Annotated in this window: 28 protein-coding genes; 13 read left to right on the top strand and 15 right to left on the bottom strand. The window is 64.8% G+C overall.

What is annotated here, in order from left to right:
- Nucleotide 1 precedes the first annotated feature (1 nt).
- From AADZ90_RS04825 to AADZ90_RS04815, 3 genes are all read right to left on the bottom strand, one after another.
- A complete protein-coding gene (locus AADZ90_RS04825; RefSeq protein ID WP_367308884.1) occupies nt 2-574 on the bottom strand; it encodes a hypothetical protein in 573 nt (190 codons plus the stop codon).
- A gap of 82 nt (nt 575-656) precedes the next feature.
- Nucleotides 657-1,028 carry a DoxX family membrane protein gene (locus AADZ90_RS04820; RefSeq protein ID WP_367308885.1) on the bottom strand — a complete coding sequence of 124 codons (372 nt, stop codon included), beginning with the start codon at nt 1,026-1,028 and terminating at the stop codon, nt 657-659.
- Nucleotides 1,029-1,192: 164 nt separating this feature from the next.
- On the bottom strand, nt 1,193-1,774 hold the full coding sequence (locus tag AADZ90_RS04815; protein ID WP_367308886.1) for an FMN-dependent NADH-azoreductase: 582 nt from the start codon (nt 1,772-1,774) through the stop codon (nt 1,193-1,195).
- A gap of 137 nt (nt 1,775-1,911) precedes the next feature.
- Between AADZ90_RS04815 and AADZ90_RS04810 the strand changes: the two genes are divergently transcribed.
- Together AADZ90_RS04810 and AADZ90_RS04805 are read left to right on the top strand one after the other, a co-directional pair.
- On the top strand, nt 1,912-2,805 hold the full coding sequence (locus AADZ90_RS04810; protein WP_367308887.1) for a LysR family transcriptional regulator: 894 nt from the start codon (nt 1,912-1,914) through the stop codon (nt 2,803-2,805).
- Nucleotides 2,802-3,707, top strand: a complete 906-nt coding sequence (locus tag AADZ90_RS04805) for a DMT family transporter (RefSeq protein ID WP_411996968.1) — start codon at nt 2,802-2,804, stop codon at nt 3,705-3,707. The genes AADZ90_RS04810 and AADZ90_RS04805 overlap by 4 nt, the downstream gene beginning before the upstream one ends.
- An 83-nt stretch (nt 3,708-3,790) precedes the next feature.
- Here AADZ90_RS04805 and AADZ90_RS04800 read toward each other — a convergent pair whose 3' ends face one another.
- Nucleotides 3,791-4,150 carry an ArsR/SmtB family transcription factor gene (locus AADZ90_RS04800; RefSeq protein WP_367308889.1) on the bottom strand — a complete coding sequence of 120 codons (360 nt, stop codon included), beginning with the start codon at nt 4,148-4,150 and terminating at the stop codon, nt 3,791-3,793.
- A 208-nt stretch (nt 4,151-4,358) separates the two neighbouring features.
- Between AADZ90_RS04800 and AADZ90_RS04795 the strand changes: the two genes are divergently transcribed.
- From AADZ90_RS04795 to AADZ90_RS04775, 5 genes are all read left to right on the top strand, one after another.
- Nucleotides 4,359-4,694 (top strand): AtpZ/AtpI family protein, encoded by a 336-nt coding sequence (locus tag AADZ90_RS04795; RefSeq protein WP_367308890.1) that lies wholly within the window; start codon nt 4,359-4,361, stop codon nt 4,692-4,694.
- A complete protein-coding gene (locus AADZ90_RS04790; protein ID WP_367308891.1) occupies nt 4,681-5,463 on the top strand; it encodes a F0F1 ATP synthase subunit A in 783 nt (260 codons plus the stop codon). Before AADZ90_RS04795 ends, AADZ90_RS04790 begins: the two co-directional genes overlap by 14 nt.
- A gap of 31 nt (nt 5,464-5,494) precedes the next feature.
- A complete protein-coding gene (locus tag AADZ90_RS04785) occupies nt 5,495-5,731 on the top strand; it encodes a F0F1 ATP synthase subunit C (protein WP_367308892.1) in 237 nt (78 codons plus the stop codon).
- A gap of 69 nt (nt 5,732-5,800) precedes the next feature.
- Nucleotides 5,801-6,325, top strand: a complete 525-nt coding sequence (locus tag AADZ90_RS04780; protein WP_367308893.1) for a F0F1 ATP synthase subunit B' — start codon at nt 5,801-5,803, stop codon at nt 6,323-6,325.
- 2 nt (nt 6,326-6,327) lie between these two features.
- Nucleotides 6,328-6,891, top strand: coding sequence for a F0F1 ATP synthase subunit B (locus AADZ90_RS04775; protein WP_367309557.1), 564 nt, complete (start codon nt 6,328-6,330; stop codon nt 6,889-6,891).
- A gap of 51 nt (nt 6,892-6,942) precedes the next feature.
- On the opposite strand, the gene AADZ90_RS04770 is transcribed toward AADZ90_RS04775, so the two are convergent.
- The 5 genes from AADZ90_RS04770 to AADZ90_RS04750 all read right to left on the bottom strand — a co-directional run bounded on the left by AADZ90_RS04770 (nt 6,943) and on the right by AADZ90_RS04750 (nt 11,960).
- Nucleotides 6,943-7,602: a hypothetical protein gene (locus AADZ90_RS04770; protein WP_367308894.1), complete on the bottom strand. Its 660-nt coding sequence runs from the start codon at nt 7,600-7,602 to the stop codon at nt 6,943-6,945.
- A 15-nt stretch (nt 7,603-7,617) separates the two neighbouring features.
- A complete protein-coding gene (locus tag AADZ90_RS04765) occupies nt 7,618-9,018 on the bottom strand; it encodes a selenium-binding protein SBP56-related protein (RefSeq protein WP_367308895.1) in 1,401 nt (466 codons plus the stop codon).
- Between the two features lie 388 nt (nt 9,019-9,406).
- Nucleotides 9,407-10,171 carry a FadR/GntR family transcriptional regulator gene (locus AADZ90_RS04760; protein ID WP_367308896.1) on the bottom strand — a complete coding sequence of 255 codons (765 nt, stop codon included), beginning with the start codon at nt 10,169-10,171 and terminating at the stop codon, nt 9,407-9,409.
- 139 nt (nt 10,172-10,310) lie between these two features.
- Nucleotides 10,311-10,967 (bottom strand): YiaD family glycine zipper/OmpA-like lipoprotein, encoded by a 657-nt coding sequence (locus AADZ90_RS04755; RefSeq protein WP_490372063.1) that lies wholly within the window; start codon nt 10,965-10,967, stop codon nt 10,311-10,313.
- 138 nt (nt 10,968-11,105) lie between these two features.
- Nucleotides 11,106-11,960: a methylated-DNA--[protein]-cysteine S-methyltransferase gene (locus tag AADZ90_RS04750; protein WP_367308898.1), complete on the bottom strand. Its 855-nt coding sequence runs from the start codon at nt 11,958-11,960 to the stop codon at nt 11,106-11,108.
- A 106-nt stretch (nt 11,961-12,066) separates the two neighbouring features.
- Between AADZ90_RS04750 and nth the strand changes: the two genes are divergently transcribed.
- Together nth and AADZ90_RS04740 are read left to right on the top strand one after the other, a co-directional pair.
- Entirely contained in the window at nt 12,067-12,717 is a 651-nt protein-coding gene (nth, locus tag AADZ90_RS04745; protein WP_367308899.1) for an endonuclease III, read from the top strand.
- A complete protein-coding gene (locus AADZ90_RS04740; RefSeq protein WP_367308900.1) occupies nt 12,714-13,706 on the top strand; it encodes an adenosine kinase in 993 nt (330 codons plus the stop codon). The genes nth and AADZ90_RS04740 overlap by 4 nt, the downstream gene beginning before the upstream one ends.
- A gap of 367 nt (nt 13,707-14,073) precedes the next feature.
- Here AADZ90_RS04740 and AADZ90_RS04735 read toward each other — a convergent pair whose 3' ends face one another.
- The gene (locus AADZ90_RS04735) at nt 14,074-14,871 is read right to left on the bottom strand and encodes a sulfotransferase family protein (protein WP_367308901.1); all 798 of its coding nucleotides are present in this window, start codon (nt 14,869-14,871) and stop codon (nt 14,074-14,076) included.
- 149 nt (nt 14,872-15,020) lie between these two features.
- Here AADZ90_RS04735 and AADZ90_RS04730 point away from each other — a divergent pair, with 149 nt between their 5' ends.
- Together AADZ90_RS04730 and AADZ90_RS04725 are read left to right on the top strand one after the other, a co-directional pair.
- Nucleotides 15,021-16,598, top strand: coding sequence for a DUF5928 domain-containing protein (locus AADZ90_RS04730; protein ID WP_367308902.1), 1,578 nt, complete (start codon nt 15,021-15,023; stop codon nt 16,596-16,598).
- A 12-nt stretch (nt 16,599-16,610) separates the two neighbouring features.
- Nucleotides 16,611-16,973, top strand: coding sequence for a histidine triad nucleotide-binding protein (locus AADZ90_RS04725; protein ID WP_367308903.1), 363 nt, complete (start codon nt 16,611-16,613; stop codon nt 16,971-16,973).
- A 10-nt stretch (nt 16,974-16,983) separates the two neighbouring features.
- Here AADZ90_RS04725 and ptsP read toward each other — a convergent pair whose 3' ends face one another.
- A complete protein-coding gene (gene ptsP, locus AADZ90_RS04720) occupies nt 16,984-19,233 on the bottom strand; it encodes a phosphoenolpyruvate--protein phosphotransferase (protein WP_367308904.1) in 2,250 nt (749 codons plus the stop codon).
- A gap of 335 nt (nt 19,234-19,568) precedes the next feature.
- On the opposite strand from ptsP, the gene AADZ90_RS04715 reads away from it, so the two are divergent.
- A complete protein-coding gene (locus AADZ90_RS04715) occupies nt 19,569-19,889 on the top strand; it encodes a hypothetical protein (RefSeq protein WP_367308905.1) in 321 nt (106 codons plus the stop codon).
- Nucleotides 19,890-20,329: 440 nt separating this feature from the next.
- Here AADZ90_RS04715 and AADZ90_RS04710 read toward each other — a convergent pair whose 3' ends face one another.
- Nucleotides 20,330-20,899: a YceI family protein gene (locus AADZ90_RS04710; protein WP_367308906.1), complete on the bottom strand. Its 570-nt coding sequence runs from the start codon at nt 20,897-20,899 to the stop codon at nt 20,330-20,332.
- A 181-nt stretch (nt 20,900-21,080) separates the two neighbouring features.
- Between AADZ90_RS04710 and AADZ90_RS04705 the strand changes: the two genes are divergently transcribed.
- On the top strand, nt 21,081-22,325 hold the full coding sequence (locus AADZ90_RS04705; RefSeq protein ID WP_367308907.1) for an aminopeptidase P family protein: 1,245 nt from the start codon (nt 21,081-21,083) through the stop codon (nt 22,323-22,325).
- Here the strand turns inward: AADZ90_RS04705 and AADZ90_RS04700 are convergent.
- Genes AADZ90_RS04700 through AADZ90_RS04690 form a run of 3 tightly spaced genes read right to left on the bottom strand, consistent with a single transcriptional unit; the run spans nt 22,304 to nt 25,199 of the window.
- Nucleotides 22,304-23,311, bottom strand: a complete 1,008-nt coding sequence (locus AADZ90_RS04700; RefSeq protein WP_367308908.1) for an ABC transporter ATP-binding protein — start codon at nt 23,309-23,311, stop codon at nt 22,304-22,306. The genes AADZ90_RS04705 and AADZ90_RS04700 overlap by 22 nt on opposite strands.
- On the bottom strand, nt 23,308-24,276 hold the full coding sequence (locus tag AADZ90_RS04695; protein ID WP_367308909.1) for an oligopeptide/dipeptide ABC transporter ATP-binding protein: 969 nt from the start codon (nt 24,274-24,276) through the stop codon (nt 23,308-23,310). Before AADZ90_RS04695 ends, AADZ90_RS04700 begins: the two co-directional genes overlap by 4 nt.
- Nucleotides 24,276-25,199 (bottom strand): ABC transporter permease subunit, encoded by a 924-nt coding sequence (locus AADZ90_RS04690; RefSeq protein ID WP_367308910.1) that lies wholly within the window; start codon nt 25,197-25,199, stop codon nt 24,276-24,278. The genes AADZ90_RS04695 and AADZ90_RS04690 overlap by 1 nt, the downstream gene beginning before the upstream one ends.
- Nucleotide 25,200: the final 1 nt, after the last annotated feature.

Here is a 25,200-nt window from a genome sequence, read left to right as displayed (position 1 = left end):
CCTAAAACTGTGCCTCGCGGCGGCCCCAGGGCAGGCCACGCCCATCGGCATTGACGGGAGAGGCCGGGATATCGGCCAGTTCATCGGCCACCGCGCCGCCGCGGCGGATTTGCCAGAGGTTCAGGGCGAAGACGATCTCGGGCGCCTTTCCGCGGGCGAGGAGCGGGAGGGACAGGGGATGTTCGGCCTGCTGTCCATTCTCGTCGAAGAGGAGTGTGACGCGGCTGGTACGTTCGGAAAGCTGGCCCAGACGGGCACCGCGGAATGTGTCGAGGGGGAGGGTCCGGCGGCCGGTGAGACCTGCGCCGAGGCGGACGGTATCCGACATGGCGTCGAAATCGGCCTCCCCCATGCCGAGCGCGGCGCCGATGCTGGCGGTCAGAAGCGATGCGAGGGCGAGACCGGCCGGCAGAAGGTCAGGGTTGATGGGGCCTGTGGTCAGCGCGGGCGGGATCAGCGCAGGCGCGACAAGAGCCAGCGCTGCGAGCCCGGCGAGGCCGAGGGAAGCCGCGATGGTAAGATGGGGAAGGCCGTGGAGCGTGAACCGGTCTGCATCCTGACATGTGATCCGCATATTCGTACTCCTTCACCACTTGGAGTGAGAAACGCAGGCGATGCGGGCGCCGTTGCGACCCAAGAGGGACGCTTTTGCGGCTTTACCGGGGAGAGGGCAGAAAGCGGACAAGCTGGTGGCGGTAGGCGATCACGATTGCGGCGCTCGCGAAGCCGAGGACGATGAGATGCCAGAAAGCTCGGTCCGTGAAGAGCAGGAGGCCGGAGAGGCCCGTGATCATCGTCGCCACCAGAAGGAGGCCCGCGATGGCTTGCGCGCCGGGGAGCCAGAGGAGGAGGGCGGCGGTGACCTCCACGCTGCCGGTCACATAGCGGGGCCATTGGCCGAAACCGAGATCGTTGTAGATCTCGATGTCGGCTGTCCCGCCTAGGAGCTTGCGGAGGCCGAAATAGAGGAAGAGCGCGGTGAGCGTAACGCGGAGTGCGGTGAGCCGGTGGTCTGTTGTCGGAGTCATCGCGTCTGGCCCTCTGGTCTGGCTTCAGAGATAGCGCGGGCGGTGACGTGGGCCACGATCTTCTAGAAGATCGTGGCTTTGCAGAATTTTCTAGAAAATTCTGGGGGTTAAAATCCTTCTAGAAGTATTTTGCCCCGCCGGTGGCGGGGCTGGTTCTCGGTGCGTCAGGCGGCAAGCGCCTCGATCTCGTCATAGGCGGCTTCGATCTTGCTCTCGGCCTCCATGTTCAGCTGATCGGCGGTGATCACCTGAACGTCGGTGATGCCGAGGAAACCGAGGAAGAACTTGAGCCACGGCGTCGCCCAGTCGATCTCGGAGCCGCTTTCGGTGCCGCCTGAGGCCACGGCGATGATCGCGCGCTTGCCGTCGAGCAGGCCTTTCGGGCCATCCGCGGAATACTGGAACGTCACACCGACGCGGGCGGCCAGATCGGCCCAGGCCTTGAGTGCGGCCGGTACGCCGAAGTTGTAGATCGGCATGCCGATGACGATCGTGTCGGCCTTCTGGAGCTCGGCGACGACGGCGTTGGAGGCGTCGAGCGTCGCGTCCTGTGCGGCGCTACGGTCGGCGGGCGGTGTGAAATAGGCGCCGATCATCTCTTCGGTCACGAAGGACGGCGGTGTTTCGGCGAGGTCGCGGTGAATGACATCGCCACCAAGCTTGGCAGTGATACGGTCGGTCAGCTGGCGTGACACCGAGGCGGCATCGCGGGCCGAGGCATCGATCCGGAGAATGGTGTGGGACATGGCGGGTCTCCTCGTGGGATAAAGCGTGTGGGGGTAGAGCTAGAACCTCTCCCTTTTGCGCGCCATTCCGCAAGAATTTCGGTGACTATGTGCGCAGATGCATATAAAAGTTATGTTGTTACGTAAGGAGATCGCCAATGCCGTTCAGCAACTGGGACGAGATTCGAACCGCCTATCACGTTGCGCGGGCAGGGACCGTTTCGGGCGCGGCCGAGGCGTTGGGCGTGCACCATGCGACGGTCATCCGGCATATCGATTCGCTTGAGAGCAAACTGGGCGTAAAGCTGTTCCAGCGCCATGCGCGCGGCTACACGGCGACCGAGGCGGGCGAGGATCTTTTGCAGGTCGCAGGCGCGACGGATGACCAGTTCACCCAGCTGCTCGGGCGGATCCGGGGCCGTGGCGAGGGGGTGACCGGGGACATGGTCGTGACGTCGCTGACATCCTTGTCGCCGCTTCTGGCGCCGGTGCTGGCCGACTTTCAGGAGGAGAACCCGGATGTCCGCATCCGGTATCTGACCGGCGACCGGCTGTTCCGGCTGGAATACGGCGAGGCGCATGTGGCGATCCGCGCGGGGGCTGCTCCGGACCAGCCCGACAATGTCGTGCAGCCCTTCATGCACCAGCAGATGCGGATGGTCGCGGCAAACGCCTATGTCGCGGCGCGCGGGAAGCCGGGAAGCGTGGAGGATCTGGCGAACCACCGGATGATCGGCCACGACAGCGCGACCTCGCGTGCGCCGTTCAACATCTGGCTCAGGAACAACGTGCCGGACGAGGCGATCTCGTTCCGGGTCACCGACAACAGGGCGATGGGCGATGCGGTTCTGTCCGGCGCGGGGATCGGGTTCCTGCCGGTCTGGGAGTATGAACGGCATGACGGGCTGGTCGAGATCCTGCCGGCGATGACGGACTGGGCGGCGCCCCTCTGGCTGGTAACCCACGTGGATCTGCACCGCACGTCGAAGGTGCAGGCCTGCCTGACCTTCCTCAAGGCGCGGGCGAAGGAGTGGTCGGCGAAGTGGGGCTGAGCGAGCGGGCGCGCGGTCACCTGGCCATGCTGCTTTTCTCGATGCTCGTGGCGGGGTCGTTCTCGCTGGGGGCGTCGGCGGCGAACGAGATCGCGCCGCCGGTCCTGAACCTCGTGCGGTTCCTGATCGCGGCGGCGATCCTGGGCACGCTGGCCGTCGTGCTGGTGCCGCGGGTCCGCTGGCGGCAGGCGCGGCAGGCGCCGTGGCGGTATTTCGTTCTGGGCGGGCTTTTCTCGATCTACTTCGTGCTGATGTTCGAGGGGCTGAAGACAGCGCCGCCGGTCAGTGCGGCGGCGGTCTTCACGCTGACGCCGGTTCTGGCGGGAGGCTTTGGGTATCTCGTGCTGCGCCAGCGGATGACGGCGCGGATGGCTCTTGCGCTGGCCATCGGGGCGGCGGGGGCCATCTGGGTGATCTTCCGGGCGGATCTGGTGGCGATCCTCGCCTTCCAGGTCGGCCGCGGCGAGGCGATCTATTTCGTCGGCTGCGCGGCGCACGCGCTCTACACGCCGATGGTGGCGAAGCTGAACCGGGGGGAGCCACCGCTTCTGTTCACCTTCGGGATGCTGATGGCCGGGGCGGTGATCCTGGGTGTTGTCGGCACGCCTGCCGTCGCGGCGACGCAATGGGGCGCGCTGCCGCCGATCGTCTGGGTCACGATCCTTTACACGGCGGTCTTCGCGAGTGCGGCGACCTTCGTTCTGCTGCAATACGCGACGCTGCGGCTGCCCTCGGCCAAGGTGATGGCCTACACCTATCTGGTGCCCGCCTGGGTGATCGGATGGGAGCTGGTCCGCTCGGGGGCCGGCGCGCCGTGGGCCGTTGCGTCGGGGGTGGCGGCGACGCTTCTGGCGCTCGGATTGTTGCTCAAGGACGAAGCGCCGGTGGAACGGGCCGCGTGATTGCGCGTTGGGCGGTGTCAAAGGAAAGGACCACCCGATGCGTAATATCATCTATCTGATCGGCCTGATCGTTGTCGTTCTGTTCATTCTGCGGCTGCTCGGCGTCCTCTAGGGGCAGGCGACGGGCCGAGCTCTGCCTCGAGAAATCGTTCGAACGCGTCGAGATTGACGGGTTCGAACTGCCCGAAGGACTGCATCCAGACAGAGGCGGCGCGGAGCGCATCGGGGTCCAGCTTGCACCACTTGACCCGGCCGCGCTTTTCCTGGGCGATCAGCCCGGCCCTCGTCAGCACCATCAGGTGTTTCGAGATCGCGGCGAGCGACACCTCGAACGGCTCGGCCACGTCGGTGACGGCCATGTCATCCTCAAGCAGCATCTGCAGGATCGCCCGACGGGTCGGGTCGGCCAGAGCGGAGAAAACGGTGTCGAGGTCGCGCGACATGGCGCCCCGGGTGCCCTATTCGGACCGGATGGTCAACCGGCCGGTTGAATGAGACGGTTTGGCGCGGAGAGACTCCCCCTGCTTCATCTGGCTAAAAATACTCATTTAAAACAGATGGATAAGCGTCAACGTCCGGCCCATCGCGGCACATTGACTCTCTCCATCCCGCAGACTACCCACCCGACAACCCGAAGGAGGGGTGAAGGCGATGGGTGAGCCGCAGGACAGGGACCGGCTGAGGGACCTGGAAGAGCGGATCGCGGCCGCGAAGGGCAAGCCGGAGCCGAAACACCACTCTGAGGAGCATTACTCCCAGGCCCATCTGGCCTGGCGGATGGTAATCGAGCTGGTCGTGGGGCTGGGGTTTGGCTTTGCGATTGGCTACGGGCTCGACACGTTGTTCGGGACCCGGCCGATCCTGATGGTGGTGTTCCTGTTCTTCGGTTTCGCGGCGGGCATCAAGGCGATGCTGAGAACCGCGCAGGAAGTGACGCAGAAGGGGCAGGGCCCCGCCGAGAAGGACGAACGAGATGGCGACGGATAGCGAGGCAGGCGGCCTTTCCTTTCATCCGATGGACCAGTTCATCGTGTCGCGGCTGTTCTGTTCGGACAATGCCGAGACGGCGATCAACGAATGCACCACCAACATCGCGTGGTACGAGATCACCAATATGACGGTGTGGCTGGCGCTGTCGGTGCTTGCGGTCTTTGCCCTGCTGGTCCTCGGCACGCGCAAGCGGGGCGTCGTGCCGTCGCGGACCCAGTCGGTGGCAGAGCTGGCCTACGGCTTCATCCACAAGATGGTCGAGGATGTGTGCGGCCGCGAGGGTCTGAAATACTTCCCCTACATCATGACGCTGTTCATGTTCATCGTGATGGCGAACTTCCTAGCGCTGATCCCCATGTCGTTCTCGCCGACCAGCCAGTTTGCCGTGACCGGCGTGCTGGCGATCGCGGTCTTCGTCACCGTGATCGTCCTTGGCTTCGTCAAGAACGGCGTCGGGTTTCTGGGGCTGTTCTGGCTGACCGCCGCGCCGCTTGTCATGCGGCCGATCCTTGCGGTGATCGAATTCATCCTCTTCTGGATGCGGCCCGTCAGCCACGCCGTCCGTCTGGGCGGCGCGATCCTGGCCGGTCACGCGCTTCTGAAAGTGTTCGCGGGCTTCGCGCAGATCACGCCCGCCGCACCGCTGGCGATTTTCGGGGTGGTGTCGATCTACGCCCTCGAAGTGCTGGTGGCCGCCATCCAGGCCTACGTCTTTACCATCCTCACCTGCGTCTACCTCAAGGACGCGCTGCATCCGCATCACTAATCCATCTTCCAACCGTAAGGAGAAACACGTCATGGAAGGCGATATCGCAAATATGGGTCAATTCATCGGCGCCGGTCTGGCCGCGATCGGGTCGGGCGCCGCTGCCATCGGTGTGGGCCACGTGGCCGGCAACTTCCTGGCCGGCGCGCTGCGCAACCCGTCGGCCGCCCCCGGCCAGACGGCCACGCTTTTCATCGGCATCGCTTTCGCCGAAGCGCTGGGGATCTTCGCGTTCCTCGTGTCGCTTCTGCTGATGTTCGCGGTCTAAGAGCCGAGTTATCCTTACGGGCGGGGCGGTACTATGCCGCCCCGGACAATCCTTTAGGGCGGAGACGTCATGGCAACCGAAAGCAGTGCGGGCGAAGAGCAGGCGACGGGTCTTCCGCAGCTCGATTTCTCGACCTTCGACAACCAGATCTTCTGGCTCGTCATCGCGCTTGTGGCCATCTACTTCATCCTGTCGCGGGTGGCGCTGCCCCGGATCGGATCGGTTCTGGCCGAACGGCAGGGGACGATTACCAACGACATCGCCGCGGCCGAAGAGCTGAAGACCAAGGCGACCGAGGCCGAGGCGGCGTATGAGAAGGCGCTGGCCGAGGCAAGGTCAGAGGCGAACCGGATCGTCGCCGAAGCCAAGGCCGAGATCCAGAAGGAGCTCGACGCCGAACTGGCGCGTGCCGACGAACAGATCGCGGAACGGACCGCGGAAAGCGAAGCGGCCATCGCCGAGATCCGGGCGGGCGCGCTGGACAGCGTGCGGGAGGTCGCCAAGGACACGGCGGCCGCCATCGTCGCGGCGCTTGGCCGGGAGGCGGATCAGTCCGCCATCGACAGCGCCGTCGAAGCGCAGGTGAAGGGATGAGCATGATGCGGATGGCACTGACCCTTGGCCTTGCCGTGGCCGCCGGACCGGCGCTTGCGGCGTCGGAATACGGTTTCTTCTCGCTCAGGAACACCGACTTCATCGTCCTGATCGGCTTTCTCATCTTCCTGGGCATCCTGGTCTACTTCAAGGTGCCCCCGATGCTTGCCAAGATGCTCGACGATCGGGCGGCGGGCATCCAGAGGGATCTCGATGAGGCGCGGGCGCTCAGGGAAGAGGCGCAGACGCTGCTGGCCTCCTACGAGCGCAAGGCGCGCGAGGTGAACGACCAGGCCGACCGGATCGTGGCCCGCGCCAAGGAAGAGGCGGCCGAGGCCGCGGAGCAGTCCAAGGAGGATATCCGCAAATCGGTGGAACGGCGCCTGAACGCAGCCGAAGAGCAGATCGCCTCGGCCCGCGCGGCGGCGGTCAAGGATGTGCGCGATCAGGCGGTGAATGTCGCCATCTCGGCCGCCCGCGACGTGGTCGCATCGCAGATGAGCGCCGACGACCGCAACAAGCTGACCGACGAGGCCATCGGCACGATCGAGGCGAAGCTGCACTGACAGCGGTCCCTTCCGACGGATCTGACCCGGCCCCGCGGCCGGGTTTTTTCGTCAGTGGCCCCCGGCGGCTGTCACCAGGCCGAGCAGACCGACGGCGATGAGCGACAGCGCCCATACGACCTCCAGATCGAACCAGCTGCGGCGCAGGAATTGCAGGCCCAGCCAGCGGTATACGGCAAAGGCCAGCGCCCCGCCGGACAGCAGCATCGCCGCCGTGTGGCTGATCGCGACGAGGAAGGTCAGGCCGATGTTCCGCGCCATCAGGTCGGCCGCGGCGCGGTGGCCCATATCGAGCTCGTCCAGCCTGCAGAGCCCCAGATAGATCGGCACCAGCATAAGCGCCGCGCCGTGAGCGATGGCCACCAGAAAGGACCAGAGCGCAAGCCGCGAGGGCGGCACGCGGGCGAGGAACCGCGGGTGGCGGCGCGTGATCAGGATGTAGAGGCCGATTGCCGTGACGAGGACGCCCGCGCCGATCCGCAGCTCGGTCTGGTAGGTGACGAGCGTCCCCAGCATCGAGAAGGGCAGCAGGATCAGCAGCATGGCAACGAAATGCCCGGCGGCGAGCGCCACAAGCGCACCGAACAGCGCCTTGCGCCGCTGCTCCATCAGTGCCGACGACACGGCAAGCGGCCAGCCCATGCCCGGATTGACCCCGTGATAGATGCCGCTTGCGATCACGGCCAGCCAGAGGCCCGCCGTGGTCGTCATCAGCCCCGACACCGCCTAGACGGACGGATAGCAGAAGCTGTCGGTTGAACAGTCGCCCCCTTCAAGCCGGATCTGGTGGCTTCGGTAGCCCTTGGGGAAGTCGACCCAGAAGTCTTGGTCGAGCGTCAGGCCGCCGCCCTCACCCACATTGGCCATGACCATCGCCGCGCCGCGATCACCGGGATAGAACTGGTCATCCCACGTGGAATAGAGCGAGTTTGTCCAGTAGACCCGTTTGCCGTCGCGGCTGATCTCGACCATCTGAGGGCCGTAGCCGAACTCCTTGCCATTCGGGTGCTGCGTCTTCGCGACGATCCCGCCGATCTCGACCTTGCCGGCCAACTTGGGCGCCATCGGGTCGGAGACGTCGTATTGGTGCATCTCGCCCAGACCCCAGCAGGCGACGTAGAGGTACTTGTCGTCGAGGCTGAGGTCGATATCGGTGACGAGCGGCGGGACGGCGCCGAAGCCTTTCAGCAGCTCCGGCAGGTCGCCCGGATCGGCGGGCACCGGGTCGATGGTGACCGTCTTCTTCGCCTCGAACGTGCCGTCGGGATTGCGCCACCAGGTGAAGATCGCGCCTTGCAGGTTGGTGGTGTCGACCACAACGCCGCAGAAGCCGTATTCCTTGACCGGATCGTGGGCAGGTCGGATCTCGAGCGCCATCTGGTGGTTTTCGCCCAGATCGATCGTCTGGATGTTTTTCCGCGCCCGCAGATCCCAGAAGTGGATCCGGTGGCCGTATTTGTTGCTGAGCAGATCCTCGGGCACCAGGCCGTTTTCGAATTGCGGCGGCAGGCCCCATTCGCTGCTGACCATGTAGTCGCGCGGCAGGTTCCACCAGAAATCGTAGTGCTTGTCCTGCACCCCGCGCTCCATCTCGTAGCGGCCGAGGATCTCGAAGCTTTCGCAATCCATGATGAAGATGCCCGGCGGGCCGTCGGTCCCGTCCGGTCCACCGCCGCCGAGGGTCGAGACATAGATGCCTTCCGGCCCGCAATGGATGGTGTGGGGCCGGGAATAGCCGGTCTTGGCGAAGACCTCTTCGGGTTCGATGATCTTGTGGATCTTCGCCTTCAGTGGCTCTTTCACGTCGATAACGTAGATGCGCGAGGACCGGATGCCGGGGATGATCAGGTAGCGTCGTTCGAGGAAGGCATGCCCGGTCAGCGGGGAGAGGGCCGAGGAACAGGCGTTCCAGCCGAAATGGTGAAACTCGTCGCCCGTGTTCGGCATGAGGAGCTGGTGGACGATCTGGCTGTAGGTCTTCGATGACGGGTCCACGTCGATGACCGCCAGCCCGTCGGGTTGCGACCCGTCAGGGCTGAGCATCAGGGTGAAGGCAAGCGTTTCCACCGGCGCCTCCATCGCGATCCTGGGCGACGGATAGAACGTCGGGTCTGGTCGTAAGTTCATGATTTCCTCCCACCGGTTTGCCGGCGTCGGAGCCTTCTGCGGGCCTCCCGTCCGCCGATGGGATCAGCGTCGCGCCGATGCGCTGCGCGGGTCAACTGTTTTCGGGGATTGCTCTTGAAGCTGAGTGCTAAGGGCTGCGCCCGACCCTGGGTGGGGTGAGCGGCGTCGCGGAAATCGTACAGTGGACGATTCAGCCGCGAACGCGCGAAGCGCAGGGCGTTCCGCTGGGTGATGAGGGACGCGCCCGACCCTGGGTGGGCGCTCTTCGATACGGCTGGCGTGATCACTTCAAAGCATCCATGTCGGTCGGGCTGCGAATGACATCGCCGAGCGCCCTCCCGGGGGGAGGGTCGGGCGCGGCCCGGCGATGCCGCCGGGCCATACAGGATCACCCGCGCCGCGCCTCTTGCTCCATCCGCTTCTTTGCAAACCCGGCATTCGCCTCGGCGCGGCGCTGGGAACGGATGGCGGCTTCGACCGTGTCGAGATGGGTGGCGATGGCGGCTTTCGCGCGCTCGGGGTCGCGGGCCTGCAGGGCAGCGTTGATCGCCTGATGCTGGGCGAGCAGCGTGTCACGCGTCGGGCTTTGGTGGAACATGACCTGGCGGTTGTAGATGACGCCGTCGCGCAGGAGTTCGTACATCGAGCGCATCATGTGCAGCATGACGATGTTGTGGCCCGCCTCGATGATGGCGAGGTGGAATTCGGTGTCGAGGCGCGCTTCGTCCTCCGGGCTGCGGGGGCCTTCCGCCATCCGGCGGGTCAGCCGGTCGATGACGGCAAGGTCTTCGTCCGAGGCGAGCGTGGCGGCGCGGGCGGCGGCGATCCCTTCGACATCGCGGCGAAAGGCGAGCACGTCGAAGATCGCCGCGTCATGGCGCGCGAAAAGATCGATCAGCGCGGGCGAGAAGGCAGAGCCGAGCACATCGGCGACATAGACGCCCGCCCCGGGGCGGCTTTCCAGAAGGCCGTTCTCCTGCAATTCCCCCAAGGCTTCGCGAAGCGAGGGGCGCGAGACGGCCATCTGCGCGGCAAGGTCGCGTTCCCCCGGCAGGCGGTCGCCGGGGCGCAGGATGCCGCGCAGGATCAGCCCCTCGATCTGGCGAACGATGCCGGTGCTGAGCTTGTCGGACTGAACCTTTTCGAAGGGCATGGGGGCCTCTTGGGCGGATTGGTCAGATTATATGACCGCCGCCGCGAGGCCCACAACACGAAAAGGGCCGCCCCTCGGGCAGGAGGGGCGGCCCACTGAGCGTCTCCGTGGAGGGTGAGACGTCTGCTCGAATAACCCCTTAGATCGGGGTGATGATGACCTCGACCCGGCGGTTCTGCTGACGGCCTTCCGGCGTCAGGTTCGTCGCGACCGGCTGGCTTTCGCCGCGGCCGGTGGCCGAGATCCGGGACGGTGACACGCCGGAATTGATCAGGGTGTTCGCGACAGACCGCGCGCGGCGTTCGGACAGGCCCTGGTTATAGCCAGCCTCGCCCACATTGTCGGTGTGGCCGATCACGTTGACGCGGGTGTCGGGATATTGCTGCAGGTTCGCGGCCAGGGCGCGCAGGTCGCGCTGCAGGTCGGGCCGCAGCGTGGCGCTGTCGGTCGCGAAGAGGATGTCCTGCGGCAGGGTCAGGATCAGCTGATTGCCCGTGTTCTGGATGCCAACCTGGTTGCCGAGCGCGGCGCGCAGGGCGGCCTCTTGCTGGTCAAGGCGGTTGCCGACCAGGGCGCCACCACCGGCACCGGCCAGGGCGCCGACGACCGCGTTACGGCGGCGTTGCTCTTCGCTGTCGCCGATCTGCCCGCCGACGACGGCGCCGCCGATACCGCCGATCAGGGCACCCGTCTGGGTGTTCCGGTTCGGGTTGTTCGGATCCTGGAGCGGGGCGCAGGCGGTCAATGCGAGCGTACCGGCGGTCATGAGCGCGAGGGTTTTCGTGATCGAAGCCATGGTCTCTACTTTCATTTTTATCTCTGACAGGCGCGCAGACGCACTGCGTGCCCGGGGTATGGGGCCGGATTACAGCCCCATGCCCCTGATATTCAATAACACGTCTCTGATAGGGGAGTTCCGGCGAAAATAAGCCGGTCAGGCCGCCCCGTCCTGGCGGGCGCCTTCATAGGCCAGCATGGCGCGCTTGACCGGAAGGCCCCAGTGATAGCCCCCCAGACCGCCCGATTTCCTCAGCGCCCGGTGACAGGGAATCAGCCAGCTGACCGGGTTCCGGCCCACGGCGGTGCCCACGGCGCGGACGGCTTTGGGGTGGCCGATGGCCTGAGCGATCTCGGAATAGGTCGTCACGTGGCCCGACGGGATGCGCAGAAGCGCTTCCCACACCTTGATCTGGAACGGCGCGCCGATAAGGTGCAGCTGCGCCTCGCCGCCCAGGCCGAAGGCGGCGTGGGTCAGTTTCTCCACCGCCTCGGTGTCCTCGATGAAGGTCGCGTTGGGCCAGCGGGATGTCATGTCGTCCAAGGCGGCGTCGCGACCTGTTTCCTCGGCGAAGGCCATGCCGCAGATACCACGGTCGGTCGCCATGGCCAGCGTGTCGCCGAAGGGGCTTTCGACCCAGCCATAGCGGATCGTCAGGCCGTCGCCTTTGCGGGCGTATTCGCCGGGGCTCATCGCCTCCCACCGCAGGAACAGGTCGTGCAGGCGGCTGGTGCCGGAGAGGCCCACGGCATTGGCCGTATCAAGCGTCGTGAAGCGATCGTCGAGCAGGCTCTTGGCATAACCCAGCGTCAGGTATTGCTGGTAGCGCTTGGGCGAAACGCCCGCCCAGCGGGAAAAGAGCCGCTGGAAATGCGCCGGGCTCATATCCATCTGCGCTGCGATCTGGTCGAGCGTCGGCTGGGTCTCGGTCGAGGCATCGATCGCCTCGATCGCGCGGCGCATCACGTGGAAGTGGTAGCTGTCGGTCGGGTCGGTGCGGGTCTGGAGCATGGATGTGCCCTCCGGAGATCTTCTGTTGCCCTTAAACTAGGGGATCCGCACCCCTCCTGCGACCCGGATATTGCGCATCTCGTGCCGCGCAGGCATAGGGGCGCGGATGGCGAAACAGCTTGATTATCATACGATCCGTCAGGTCTTTGACCGGTTTCACGAGGCGGAACCCGAGCCCAAGGGCGAGCTGGAGCATCTGAACGCCTACACGCTTGTCGTGGCCGTGGCGCTGTCGGCGCAGGCGACGGATGCGGGGGTGAACAAGGCGACGAAGGCCCTGTTCGAAATCGCCGACACGCCGCAGAAGATGCTGGATCTGGGCGAGGAGGGGCTGACCCAGCACATCAAGTCGATCGGGCTCTACCGGAACAAGGCCAAGAACGTGATGCGGCTGAGCCGGATCCTGGTCGAGGAGTATGGCGGTGAGGTGCCCAATTCGCGCGCGGCGCTGGAAAGCCTGCCCGGAGTGGGGCGGAAGACGGCGAATGTGGTGCTGAACATGTGGTGGGGGTATCCGTCGCAAGCGGTCGACACCCATATCTTCCGCGTCGGCAACCGCACCGGCATCGCGCCCGGCAAGGACGTGATCGCAGTCGAGCGCGCGATCGAGGACAACGTGCCCGTCGATTTCGCCCGCCACGCCCACCATTGGCTGATCCTGCATGGCCGCTACATCTGCAAGGCGCGCAAGCCCGCCTGCCCGGCCTGCCTGATCCGTGACCTGTGCCCCTTTGAAGAGAAGACCGAGGTCTCATGAGCAAAACCTACGACGTCGTCGGCATCGGCAATGCGATGGTCGACGTGATCGCCCCTGCGAGTGACCTGTTCCTCGGCCAGATGGGGATCACCAAGGGGATCATGCAGCTGGTCGAGCGCGAGCGGGCCGAAGTGCTTTATGCCGCGATGGACAGCCGGGTGGAGACGCCGGGCGGGTCGGTGGCGAACACGCTGGCGGGTGTCGGCATGCTGGGGCTCGATTGCGGCTTTGTGGGGCGCGTGGCTGACGATGCGCTGGGCCGGTTCTATGCCGATGCGATGAACAACGGCGGCACGGCTTTCATGAATGCGCCGGTGGCGGAGGCGGACCTGCCGACCTCGCGGTCGATGATCTTTGTCTCGCCGGACGGCGAGCGGTCGATGAACACGTTTCTGGGAGAGAGCACCGCGCTCGTGGCCGACGACGTGCCCGAGGCCGATCTGGGCCGTGCGCGGTTCCTGTTCCTCGAAGGCTACCTGTTCGACAAGGACACGAACAAGAGCGCCTTCCTCGCCGCCGCGGCGGCCTGCCGCACGGGCGGCGGCAAGCCCGGGATCACCTTGAGCGATCCGTTCTGCGTCGACCGACACCGCGCCGATTTCCGGCGGCTGGTGCATCAGGAGATGGAGTTCGTCATCGGCAACGAGGAGGAATGGATGTCGCTCTACGAGGTCACCGATTTCCACGCCGCGCTCGACCATGCGGTGACGGAATGCGGGACGGTCGCCTTCACGCGGTCCGGCTCGCCCGTAACGGTGGTCCATGACGGCGTTCGGGCCGAGATCCCGGTCGACCACGTGGTCCCCGTCGATGCAACCGGCGCGGGCGATCAGTTCGCGGCCGGCTTCCTCTACGGGCTCGCCACCGGCCGCGACGCCGAGACCTGCGGCAAGATGGGCTGCGTCGCCGCCGCCGAAGTCATCTCCCATATCGGCCCGCGGCCCGAGACGGATCTGAAGGCGCTGTTTGCGAAGGCGGGGCTGGTCTGATCCGGCGCCTGCGCCTGTTCAGAGTGCGGGATTGCCTTCGGCGAGGATATTTACAAGGCAAAGACGAGCCGCAAGCTCTCCTTTCTCCAGCGGTCGTTAAGGTTAGCATCCGTTAGGGTTAACATGCCTTCGATAGGAGGTGGGGCCCCGGAGACCGGTCGGTCGGCACCTGCCGATGCAGCCGGGCTCCAGGAACCGTCTTCGCCTGCGATCATCGGCGTCCCCGCCTGTACCGCCCATTCGGTATCCGCGATTCAGCTTAAGAAAGGCTTTCTTTGCCTCTTGAAATATCCTGGGGGTGAATTGGCGCAGCCAAGAGGGGGCAACGCCCCCTGCTCCTCCCTGCCGTGAACAAAATCGTCTCGGATCAATCGCCCAGCTTGGCGTGCACCTCCGTCAGATCGATCTCCCGCACGGGCATCTTGTTCGACGGATCCTGAGGATCGTAGCCGAACAGAAGGAAGTCCTTCTTGTAGATCTCGTAGACGAGATGCATCGAGAGGTCGTCGAAGTAATCCTCGACCGGGTGGGCGCGTTTGGGGCCGTGGCCTTCGCTTTCGTTGAAACGGGGGATCGCCGCGAGGTCGACGGGCTTGGGTGTCTCGACCGCGTCGAGGACGCCCTGCATGCCGTCGTTGAACTTCTCGGTCCAGAAGATGTGGTCGTAGCGCCCGCCATTGGCGATGAAGGTCGACACGTGACTGGCAACGGGCGACCAGTGAATGTCGGGGTCCATTGGGCGGCGGAAGCGGATCGTGTCGCGTGCGAATAACAGGAACCGCCGGAACGACCGGATCTGGTCGAACTCCTGCTTGCCGTCCTCGCCACCGACCTCGATCCCGTATTTCTGGATAATCTGCGGGACGAGGTTGCCGCGGTAACGCCGCCCGTTCCGCTGGATGCCGCAGATCTTGTCGAAGAACGACGACAGGATTCGCGTGTAGGGGTTGCGCACGCAGGTGAAGGCATAGCTGCGATGGGTGGTCACGTTATCGGCGATCAGCGACTGGCTGTCGTCGATTGCCCATTTGTGCAGGCCCGACGTTGCATCGTGGATGTCGCCGTCGAAGAACTCTCCGTGGTCGGAGAAATACATGATCTGACCGATGGACGAGCAGGCGCATTTCGGCACCACCCGGTAGACCATGCTTTCGCTGGTGGTCATCCATGTTCCTGGGAAAGTTGCCATTCGTGTCACCGCGGCGGGTGCCGCCCCCTCGTTACCTCCGCGACAAAAAAGCAAACATCCCCTTCCACTTCAATGCGGCTTTCCGTTATCTGAGCGGACAAAAGCCCCCCGCACCGGATATCGCCTTGGCCAAAATCGCCTTCATTCTGTTGTGCCATAAGAACCCGGCAGGGGTGATCCAGCAGGCAGAGCAGTTGACGGCGACCGGCGACTGCATCGCGATCCACTATGATGCGCGCGCGTCCGAGGCGGATTACAGGCGCATTACCGAAGCCTTGGCCGACAATCCGGGCGTGGTCTTCGCCAGGACCCGGGTGCGCTGTGGCTGGGGCGCGTGGAGCCTTGTTCAGGCGACGCTGAACGCCATCGAGGCCGCCCTGGAGGCGTTCGAGGATACGACGCACCTCTACATGGTTTCGGGCGATTGCATGGCGATCAAGTCGGCCCGTTATGCCAAGGGCGTGCTTGACGGGCACGATGCCGACTATATCGAAAGCGTCGATTTCTTCGAAAGCGGCTGGATCAAGACCGGCCTGAAGGAAGAGCGGCTGATCTACCGTCATTTCTTCAACGAGCGGGAGAGCAAGGGGCTCTTCTATGCCTCGATGAACCTGCAGCGACGGCTGGGGCTGGAACGGGCGATTCCCGAAGATCTGGAGATCATGATCGGCAGCCAGTGGTGGTGCCTTCGTCGCAAGACGGTCCAGGCGATCATGGATTTCCTGGCGCAGCGGCCCGACGTCCTGCGGTTCTTCCGCACCACCTGGATCCCGGACGAGACGTTCTTTCAGACGTTGGTGCGCCATCTGGTGCCCGAGGAGGAGATCCGGCCGCGCACGCTGACCTTCCTGCTCTTCTCCGACTACGGGATGCCGGTGACGTTCTACAACGATCACTATGACATGCTGCTCAACCAGGATTACCTCTTTGCCCGCAAGATCAGCCCCGAGGCGCACGAGTTGAGAGATCGTCTGGGCGTGCTCTATGCCTCTGACCGTCAGGACTTCGCCGTCTCGAACGAGGGGCAGAACCTCTATTCCTTCCTCACCGGCCGCGGGCGCGAGGGGCGCCGGTTCGCCGCCCGGTTCTGGGAAACGGAAAGCTCCCTCGGCCGTGACCGGGAGCTGATGGTCGTCGTCAGCAAGAAGTGGCACGTGGCCAAGCGCCTTGTGGAGGCGATCCGGAAGTTCACCAACGTGCCGACGATCGACTACCTCTTCAGCGAAGAACATACGGAGCTGCCGGATCTCGGCGGTATCCAGTCGACGCTGGAAAAGCGCAACCGCCACCGGCGGTCGCTGATGCGGATGCTGTTCGATCATTTCGGGACCGACCGGCTGGTCATCTGCCTGGACCCGTCCCATTTCGATCTCTTGACCGATTTCGGATCCGACCGGTCGACCATGCGAGTGCTGGAGGTCGAAAGCACCTTCACCGACGAGTATCTGACCGGCCATGCCCTGCGTGTGGGGCTTGCCGGCGAAAACACCGAGGCCGCGACCCTGGAACGTCTGCTGCCGACCATCCGCTACGATATCCGCTATGAAAGCGAGCGGCTGCGGGATGCGAACTTCCCGAATTTCGGGCGCGTTCGCGAGACGTCCTCACCAGCCGAGAATGGTGCTGCGATTGCCGAATTCCTGGATGTCCCCGCCGAGATCGGGCTTCAGATCGCCGAGACGGATCATCTTTTTGCCGATTGAGGGGAGGGCGCGATGCCGACCTATGACGACCAGAATATCTTTGCCAAGATCCTGCGGGGCGAGATCCCGAACGACACGGTCTACGAGAACGACCACGCGCTCGCCTTCCGCGATATCCGCCCGCAGGCGCCGGTCCATGTTCTGATCATCCCCAAGGGGCCTTACGTCGATTTCGCCCATTTCGCAGCCGAGGCGAGCGAGGCCGAGATCATCGGCTGGATGCGCGCCATCGCCGAGGTCTGCAAGATGGAAGGGGTCGAGGCGGACGGGTTCCGGGCGATCTCGAACGCCGGAGTGAACGGCGTGCAGGAAGTGCCGCATCTGCATGTCCATATCCTGGGCGGGCGTCCGCTTGGCCGGATGCTGCAGCCCTAGCGGCTCGATCCTAAGGCAGGGTCCGCAGCCAGTCCGACACGGCGCGGCGCACGGACATCTCACCCCTGTCACGGGCGGCGTCGATCACGGCGCGCGCCTCGTCCAGGTCGACCCGGCAGATCAGATGCTTGACCGGCCCGATCGAGGCGGGGCGCATCGAGAGCGTCCTGAGGCCCATCGCGGCAAAGCACACCGCTTCGACCGGGCGGCCTGCATCTTCCCCGCAGAACGACAGCGGCGTGCCCGTCTCCTTGCAGCGCTCCACGACCATTTCGAGGTAGGACAGGAACGACACGTTCAGCGTGTCGTAGCGCCGCCGCACACGTTCGTTTTCACGGTCGGCGGCAAAGAAGAACTGCTTGAGGTCGTTCCCGCCGATCGACAGGAATTCTACCTCCTGAAAGAACTTCGTCGGCGCAAAGCCCAGCGACGGCGTCTCAAGCATCGCGCCGACCTCAACCGTCGAGGGCAGGGGATGGCCCAGGATCGTCTCGCGCTCCAGCGCCTTGTCGAGTTCCGCCTTCGCGGCCGTATATTCCTCGTATTGCGCGATGAACGGGAACATCACCGTCAGCGGCCCGCCATCGGCCGCCCGGATCAGCGCCTGCAGCTGCATCCTGAGGACGCCCGGCTTGTCGAGGCCCACGCGGATCGCGCGCCAGCCCAGCGCCGGGTTCGGCTCGTCCTGCCGCTTCATGTAGGGCAGCACCTTGTCCGATCCGATATCGAGGGTGCGGAACACCACGCGCTTGCCCTTTGCCGCCGCAAGCACCCGTTTGTAGAGGTTCGCAAGCTCCGTCCGCGTGGGCATCTGGTTGCGGACGAGGAATTGCAGCTCGGTCCGGAACAGGCCCACACCCTCGGCCCCCGACCCGTCAAGCGAGGGAAGATCGGCCATCAGCCCTGCATTCATGTGCAGCGCCACGACCGACCCGCACCGGGCCTTCGCCGGCTTCTCGCGCAGGGACGCGTAGCGCTCCTGCGCGCGGGTGGCCATCGCGATCTTGTCCTTGAACGCAGCGTGGACGGTATCGTCGGGCCGCAGGTGGACGATGCCCTGATCCCCGTCGACAAGGATCGGATCGCGGTTCAACGCCTCGGTCGTGATACCGCGCGCGTTGATGACCAGCGGGATCGCCCAGGCCCGCGCGACGATCGCCGCGTGTGACCCGACCGAGCCCTCTTCAAGCACGATCCCGCGCAGCATCGTCTTGCCGTAATCCAGCAGCTCTCCCGGCCCGATATTGCGCGCCACGAGAACGGCGTTCGGCGGGATCTCGGCGCCTGTCTCCTGCCCCTGGCCGGTCAGGATACGCAAGAGCCGGTTCGACAGATCGTCGAGGTCATGCAAGCGGTCACGCAGGTAATTGTCGCCCGCCTGCTCCATCCGCGACCGGGCCAGAGACTGCTCCTTCTCGACCGCCGCCTCCGCCGACAGGCCGCCCTTGATGTCCTCCTCCATCCGGCGCAGCCACGACCGGGAATTGGCGAACATCCGGTAGGCCTCAAGCACCTCCGCCTGATCGGCCCCCGTGACGGTCGCGCCCGACAGCAGCTGGTCGACCGACACGCGCAGGGTGTCGACCGCGTCGGTCAGCCGTTTCAGCTCGGTTACCGTATCGCCTGCGAAGGGGTTGGTGATGACGACCCGCGGTTCGTGCAGAAAGACGCAGCCTTCGACCGCGCCTTCCTGCGCGCAGATCCCGCGGAACAGAACCGGCTGCTGGTGCCGCGCGGCGATGCCGGTGCCTTCGTTGGTGAAGGCGCCGAGTTCGGTCATCTCGGCCAGAACCATGGCCACGACTTCCAGCGCATAGATCTCGTCAGGCGTGAACTCACGGGCCTGCTTTGATTGAACGACGAGAACGCCCAGCACCTCGCCCAGCCGCTGGATGGGCACGCCAAGGAAGGACGAGAACCGCTCCTCCCCCGTCTCGGGCATGTAGCGGAAACCCTTCTCGCCCGGTGCGTTCGCGGTGTTGATGACGCTTTTCTGCCGCGCCACCCGACCGACGAGGCCTTCGCCCAGCCGCATCCGCGTCTTGTGCACGGCCTCCGCCGCCAGGCCCTCTGTCGCGCTCAACTCAAGCGTCTCGGCGTCGCGGAAGAGGTAGATCGAACATACTTCGGTTTGCATGGACGAGGCGATCAGGTCCACGATCCGGTCCAGCCGCGCCTGCCCGTCGCCACCGCCATCGGCCATGGCATCGCGCAGACGCCCCAGAAGGGCGCGGCTCGATGTCTCGGCGCGGTGTGGCATATGATGTTCCCCTGTAAGGCGGTCCCGGCAGGTGCTGATCCCGGATTTACAGGTCCGCCCCTCGTGGCGCAATCACGGATCAGAGCGTGCGGCCGCCTCATGGCAAATACGATGGCAGAGCACTCTGTCAGATATCGTGATGGAGGATTTGTCCTCCCCAAGCCAGAAACGGCAATGCGATATGAGACCAGCAACCAAAACAACCCGCTGGCTTTTTTGCGGTCTGTCGGTTTCCTGCCAGACGACGAGAAGCTTGCGCAGCTTGGATCCAGCGTGTTTTCTCGTCCTGGACCTTTGGTGTGACGAGTGACGGATCTATGAGTGAAAGACGTAAGATGCAGGCGTTTGACTGGTTCAACGCGGCTGCAATTGTCGCGATAGGGGTTTTTCTCGGCTTGGCTGTCGACGGCATGGTAGACCTCGTGGGCACCCCGTTCTGGCCAATGATCATCATCATCCCGGTCCTGTTCGGATGTTGGTACGTTTTCTATCTGTTTTTGGAGCGGCTGTCCGATTGGATATTCACGGGAAGATTTTTCGTGACCAAACAAAAGATAAATAAACGCAGACCTCTCGCCCTCCTCTTCAGCCTGCCCGTCGGTATCGTCATCGGCGTGATCGGGGCGCAGTTTGGCTTAGGCGAGATCGTTCTTTAGGTCGTCCGACCCTCTACTCCGTCCACGCCACATTTTGTGCCGCCGCCCCATTTCAGACCCAATCGTGGCACCGGCCGTCCGGAATAACCGCGAAAAACCCCCTGTCCGGTCCAAGTCCCGCCGCGCCTTCGGGTGATGACGGCGCAGGTTAGGTTTTGACGGTAAAGGGTGCTTCTGCACGAGTGAGAAATCTGCCCGATGCGGGTTTGAGTATGGTGTGAAATTGCTGGAGTTGGTGTGTGCCGCATCGGCCGGGGACGTGTCCAGGACGCCCCGGCGTCCACTACGCTGACGATGGACTGGACCGCGGATTGCTGGCCGCGAGCAGGCGACCGGAATGCGTGGGAAGGGTGGCCGGGCAGCTGGGTGCCCGGCCGGGTCGGGGTCGATCGTCCGCAAGGACGGTCCCCCGGCCCACTCTATCCCTCGGGGTCGTGCCCCTAGCGGTCGAAGACCAGCGTGAAGTTCACCGGTACGGCCAGCTGGATGGAGTCGAGCCCCGCAATCTCCTGCAGCGTCACAAGCCCGTCCGCATAGCCCAGTTCGTCGGCATAGACGATCACCGGCTGGCGTGAGGCGACGGCGACCCGATCCTCGCCCACCCGCGTCACGGTGGCGAGCGCATCATAGGTCCGCTCTTCCCCGTTGGTGGCGACGGTCACGGCAAATTCCGTCTGCTTGGTTTCGCCCGCGGCCATCGTCTCGTAGTCGGCCATATCAAGCTCGGCCGTCAGCGTGGCGACCGGATGCTCTGCGACCCTGAACAGATGCTCCTGCATCCGTTCGTTGCGGATGTCGATATAGGTCTCGACCGTGGCGAGATCGATCTGGATCTCCGCCGTGCCGTCCTCGTCGACCGACCCGCTGAGGCCGGGCAGCAGATTGGGTTCTGCCGTGTCCGCGTTCTTGATGCTGACATAGCCGATCGCCGACGCCTCCCCGTCGAGCGTCCAGGCCGAAGCGGTCGTTGCCGCAAAAAGCGCGGCGCAGGATAACGAGAGAACTTTCATGATCGGTTTCCCCCTTGGAGTGAGTCTGCTCCCAGCCTAACCCGGACGATCTCGTTTTCAAAAGGTTCAACACTCTTGCATGGATAGCGGCCACCGCCATAGGTTTAACCCGTCGGCGATGGCGTCGTCGGCTTTTTCATTGTTATCCGTCCTGTACGCCCGGACATCTTCGGAGTCCGTTATGGAAGTCCGTCCCAATTTCTTCACCAATCAGACCGTCTCCAAAGCCCCACGCCCCTTCAGCGACGCGGAATACGAACGCCGGCTGGCCGCCCTGCGCGCAATGATGGCCGAGAAAGACCTGCCCGCGGTGCTGCTGACCTCGACACACAACATCGCCTACTACTCCGGCTTCCTGCCCTGCAGTTTCGGCCGCCCCTATGGCTGCGTCGTGACGCCAGAGCGCTGCACGACGATCAGTTCCCGTATCGATGGCGGACAGCCTGCGCGCCGGTCTGTTGGCGACAACGTCATCTATACAGACTGGCAGCGCGATAACTTCTGGCGCGCAGCTGCCGACCTCCTCCCGCCCGGGCAGCTGGGGGTGGAGTGGGATCACCTGACACTGTCCATGCGGACGGCGCTGGCCATCCATCTGGGCGACCGGCGGCTTGTCGATGTTGCCTTCGACACGATGGCGATGCGAATGGTCAAGTCGGACGAGGAAATCGCGCTGATCCGGGAAGGCGCACGCATCGCCGATATCGGCGGCGCCGCGATCCGCGATGCGATCCGCCCGGGCACGCGAGAGATCGATGTCGCCATGGCCGGACGCGACGCGATGGAGGCCGAGATCGCGCGCACCTTTCCGGGGAGCGAGCTGCGCGACACCTGGGTCTGGTTCCAGTCCGGCCCCAACACCGATGGTGCGCATAACCCCGTGACAACGCGTGTTCTGCAGGACGGCGACCTCCTGTCGCTGAATGCCTTCCCCATGATCTCGGGCTACTACATCGCGCTCGAACGCACGCTCTTTCTGGGCGAGCCGCCGGATGAGGTGCTGCGCCTCTGGCGGATCAATGTTGCGGCGCACGAGCTTGGGCTATCGCTCATCCGCCCCGGGGCGACCTGCGCGGGGATCTGCGCCGAACTGAACCGCTTCCTCAAATACGAAGGCGTCCTTCAGTACCGATCCTTCGGATATGGCCATTCCTTCGGCCTCCTCAGCCACTATTACGGCCGGGAAGCGGGGCTGGAACTGCGGGAAGACATCGAGACCGCCCTAGAGCCCGGCATGGTCCTCTCGATGGAACCGATGCTGTGGGTGCCAGAGGGCAAGCGTGGCGCAGGGGGGTACCGCGAGCATGACATCCTCGTCGTCACCGAGACGGGGGCGGAGAACATCACCGGTTTCCCCTACGGTCCCGAGGCGAACGTGATCCCGTCCCAACCGCTCGAGCGCGCCTATTCCGCCGCGTCGCGGTGAAAATCCATCCGCTCGTTGAAATAGCAGGCCGAGAGGTGGCCGGTGCTGACTTCTTCCATCGGCGGGCGCTCCCCCGCGCAAACCTCCTGCGCCTTGGGACAGCGCGTGCGGAAGACGCAGCCTGACGGCGGGGCGAGCGGCGAGGGAAGCTCCCCTTCCAGCGGAATGCGGGCATGGGCGGCTTTCTTCGACGGGTCCGGAACCGGGACGGAGGCAAGCAGCGCCTGGCTATAGGGATGGTGCGGCGCGCGGACGATATCGGCGGACGATCCCGTCTCCATCTGGCGGCCCAGATACATCACGAAGATCCGGTCCGAGATGTGCTTCACCACCGACAGGTCATGGGCGATGAAGAGGATCGACAGGTCCATGTCCGTCTGGATGTCGCGCAACAGGTTCACCACCTGCGCCTGCACCGACACGTCCAGCGCCGAGACGGGCTCGTCGCAAAGGATCAGCCGCGGCTTCACGATCAGCGCGCGCGCGATGCCGATCCGCTGACATTGCCCGCCGGAGAATTCATGCGGATAGCGATTGAGCAGCTTCGGCAGCAGGCCGACCCGCTCCATCATCTCGCCCGCCCGCCTGCGCACCTCGGCCTTGTCGAGATTCGGCTCGTGCGTCGTCAACGGCTCGGCCACGATCTGGCCGACGGTCATCCGCGGGTTCAGGGCGGCGAGCGGGTCCTGAAAGATCATCTGCACATCGCGCCGGTGCTTGCGCCGCTCCGTCGGAGACATCGCGGCCAGATCCTTGCCGTCGAAGATGATCTCGCCCGAGGCCACCGGCACCGTCCCGGCAATCGCGCGCGCCAGCGTTGACTTGCCCGACCCGCTTTCGCCGACAATGCCCAGCGTTTCCCCCGCCGCCAGTTCGAACGAGGCGTCGGTGACCGCATAAAGCTTGTGATGCGGTGTCCATGGCCAGGCATTGCGCGGCTGGATGTCGAAGATGACGGACAGATCCCTGACGGACAGAAGGCTCATGCGGCGACGGCTCCCGGTTCGGCGTGGCAGGCGCGGCGCAGGCGGTCATGGTGCCGAAGCTCCGGCATCACCGTCTCGCAACGCGGCATCTTCAGCGGGCAGCGCGGCGCGAAGGGGCAGCCCGCGGGCAAGCGCGACATATCGGGCGGCTCGCCCGGGATCGCGGCCAGTTCCTCCTGATCGATGTCGATCCGCGGCACCGCCTTCAGCAGGCCCAGCGTATAGGGGTGGCTCGGCGCCGCGAACAGCTCCTCGGTCGGGCCGCTTTCCATGATCCGCCCGCCATAAAGGACGATCGTCCGCTCGCAGGCCTCGGCCACGATGCCCAGATCATGGGTGATCAGGATCAGCGCCGTGTCGAACTCCGTCCGGATCTCGGCCAGCAGATCCATGATCTGCGCCTGCACCGTGACGTCCAGCGCCGTGGTCGGCTCGTCCGCGATCAAGAGCTTCGGCCGGCAGAGCAGCGCCATCGCGATCATGATCCGCTGCCGCATCCCACCCGAGAACTCATGCGGATACATCGACAGCCGCGCCGCCGCGTCGGGCATCTTGACCGCATCCAGCATCCGCGCCGCCTCGGCCCGGGCCTCCGTCTTGCCCATCCCCTTGTGCAGGGTCAGAACCTCGATCATCTGGTCACCGATCCGCATATAGGGGTTCAGCGACGACATCGGGTCCTGAAAGATCATCGCGATCTGCTCGGCCCGGATCCTGTTCATCTTCCGCTCCGGCAGGCCGAGGATCTCCTGCCCCTCGAACCGGACCGACCCGTCGGCCTGGCCGTTCTTGGCCAGCAGTCCCATGATGGCGAACGCCGTCTGGCTCTTGCCCGACCCGCTTTCGCCCACGACGGCCAGCGCGGCGCCCGCGTCCAGCTCCAGCGACAGCCCGTTCACGGCCCGCACCGGGCCGTCATTGGTCGCGAACGTGACGCTCAGATTATCGACCGACAGCAGGGTCATCAGCGGTCCTTCGGATCAAGCGCGTCGCGCAGGCCGTCGCCGATGAAGAACAGCGCAAACAGCGTGACGGTAAAGAACAGCAGCGGAAAGCCCAGCATCCAGCCGACATAGCGCATATGGTCCGCCCCCTGATTGATCAGCGCCCCCCAGCTTGTCAGCGGCTCCTGCACGCCAAGGCCGAGGAAGCTGATGAAGCTCTCAAAGATGATCATCGAGGGGACCAGAAGCGTCGCATAGACGATCACGACCCCCAGCAGGTTCGGCACGATGTGGCGGAAGATGATGACCGGGGTCGACACCCCCGTCGCCACCGCCGCCTCCACGAACTCGGTATTCTTCAGCGACAGCGTCTGCCCCCGCACGATCCGCGCCATGTCGAGCCACGAGATCAGGCCGATCCCGACGAACAGCATGAACATCGACCGCCCGAAGACGACCAGCAGCAGGATCAGCACGAACATGTAGGGGATCGACATCAGCACATCGACCAGCCGCATCATCAGCTGGTCGGTCCGCCCGCCGACATAGCCCGCCACGGCGCCATAGGTGGTGCCGACGATCACGGCCACCAGCGCGCCGATCAGCCCGATCATCAGCGAGATGCGGCTGCCCTGCACCGTCCGCGCGAACAGATCGCGCCCCGTCTCGTCCACGCCGAAATAATGCCGGTTCTCCCAGGACGGTCCGCCTTCCTCGTAGACCTGCCCGAGGAGCGACCAGTCGACCTCCTCGTTCGACCAGGGCGTCAAGAACTGCCCGAACGACGCGAAGAGGACGACAAACAGCAGCACCGGCACGCTGGCCATCGCGGCCTTGTTCCGCACGAAACGCTGGCCTGCATCCTGCCAGAGCGACCGGCCCTTATCTCCCGCCGGAAGCCCGGCCAGATCGGCCGTCTCTGCCATGGTTTTCTGAGCGAACATC

Origin of the sequence: Aestuariibius violaceus, from assembly GCF_040779325.2 — a bacterium.
Taxonomy (GTDB): domain Bacteria; phylum Pseudomonadota; class Alphaproteobacteria; order Rhodobacterales; family Rhodobacteraceae; genus Aestuariibius; species Aestuariibius violaceus.
This window is presented reverse-complemented; position numbering and strand designations above follow the sequence as displayed.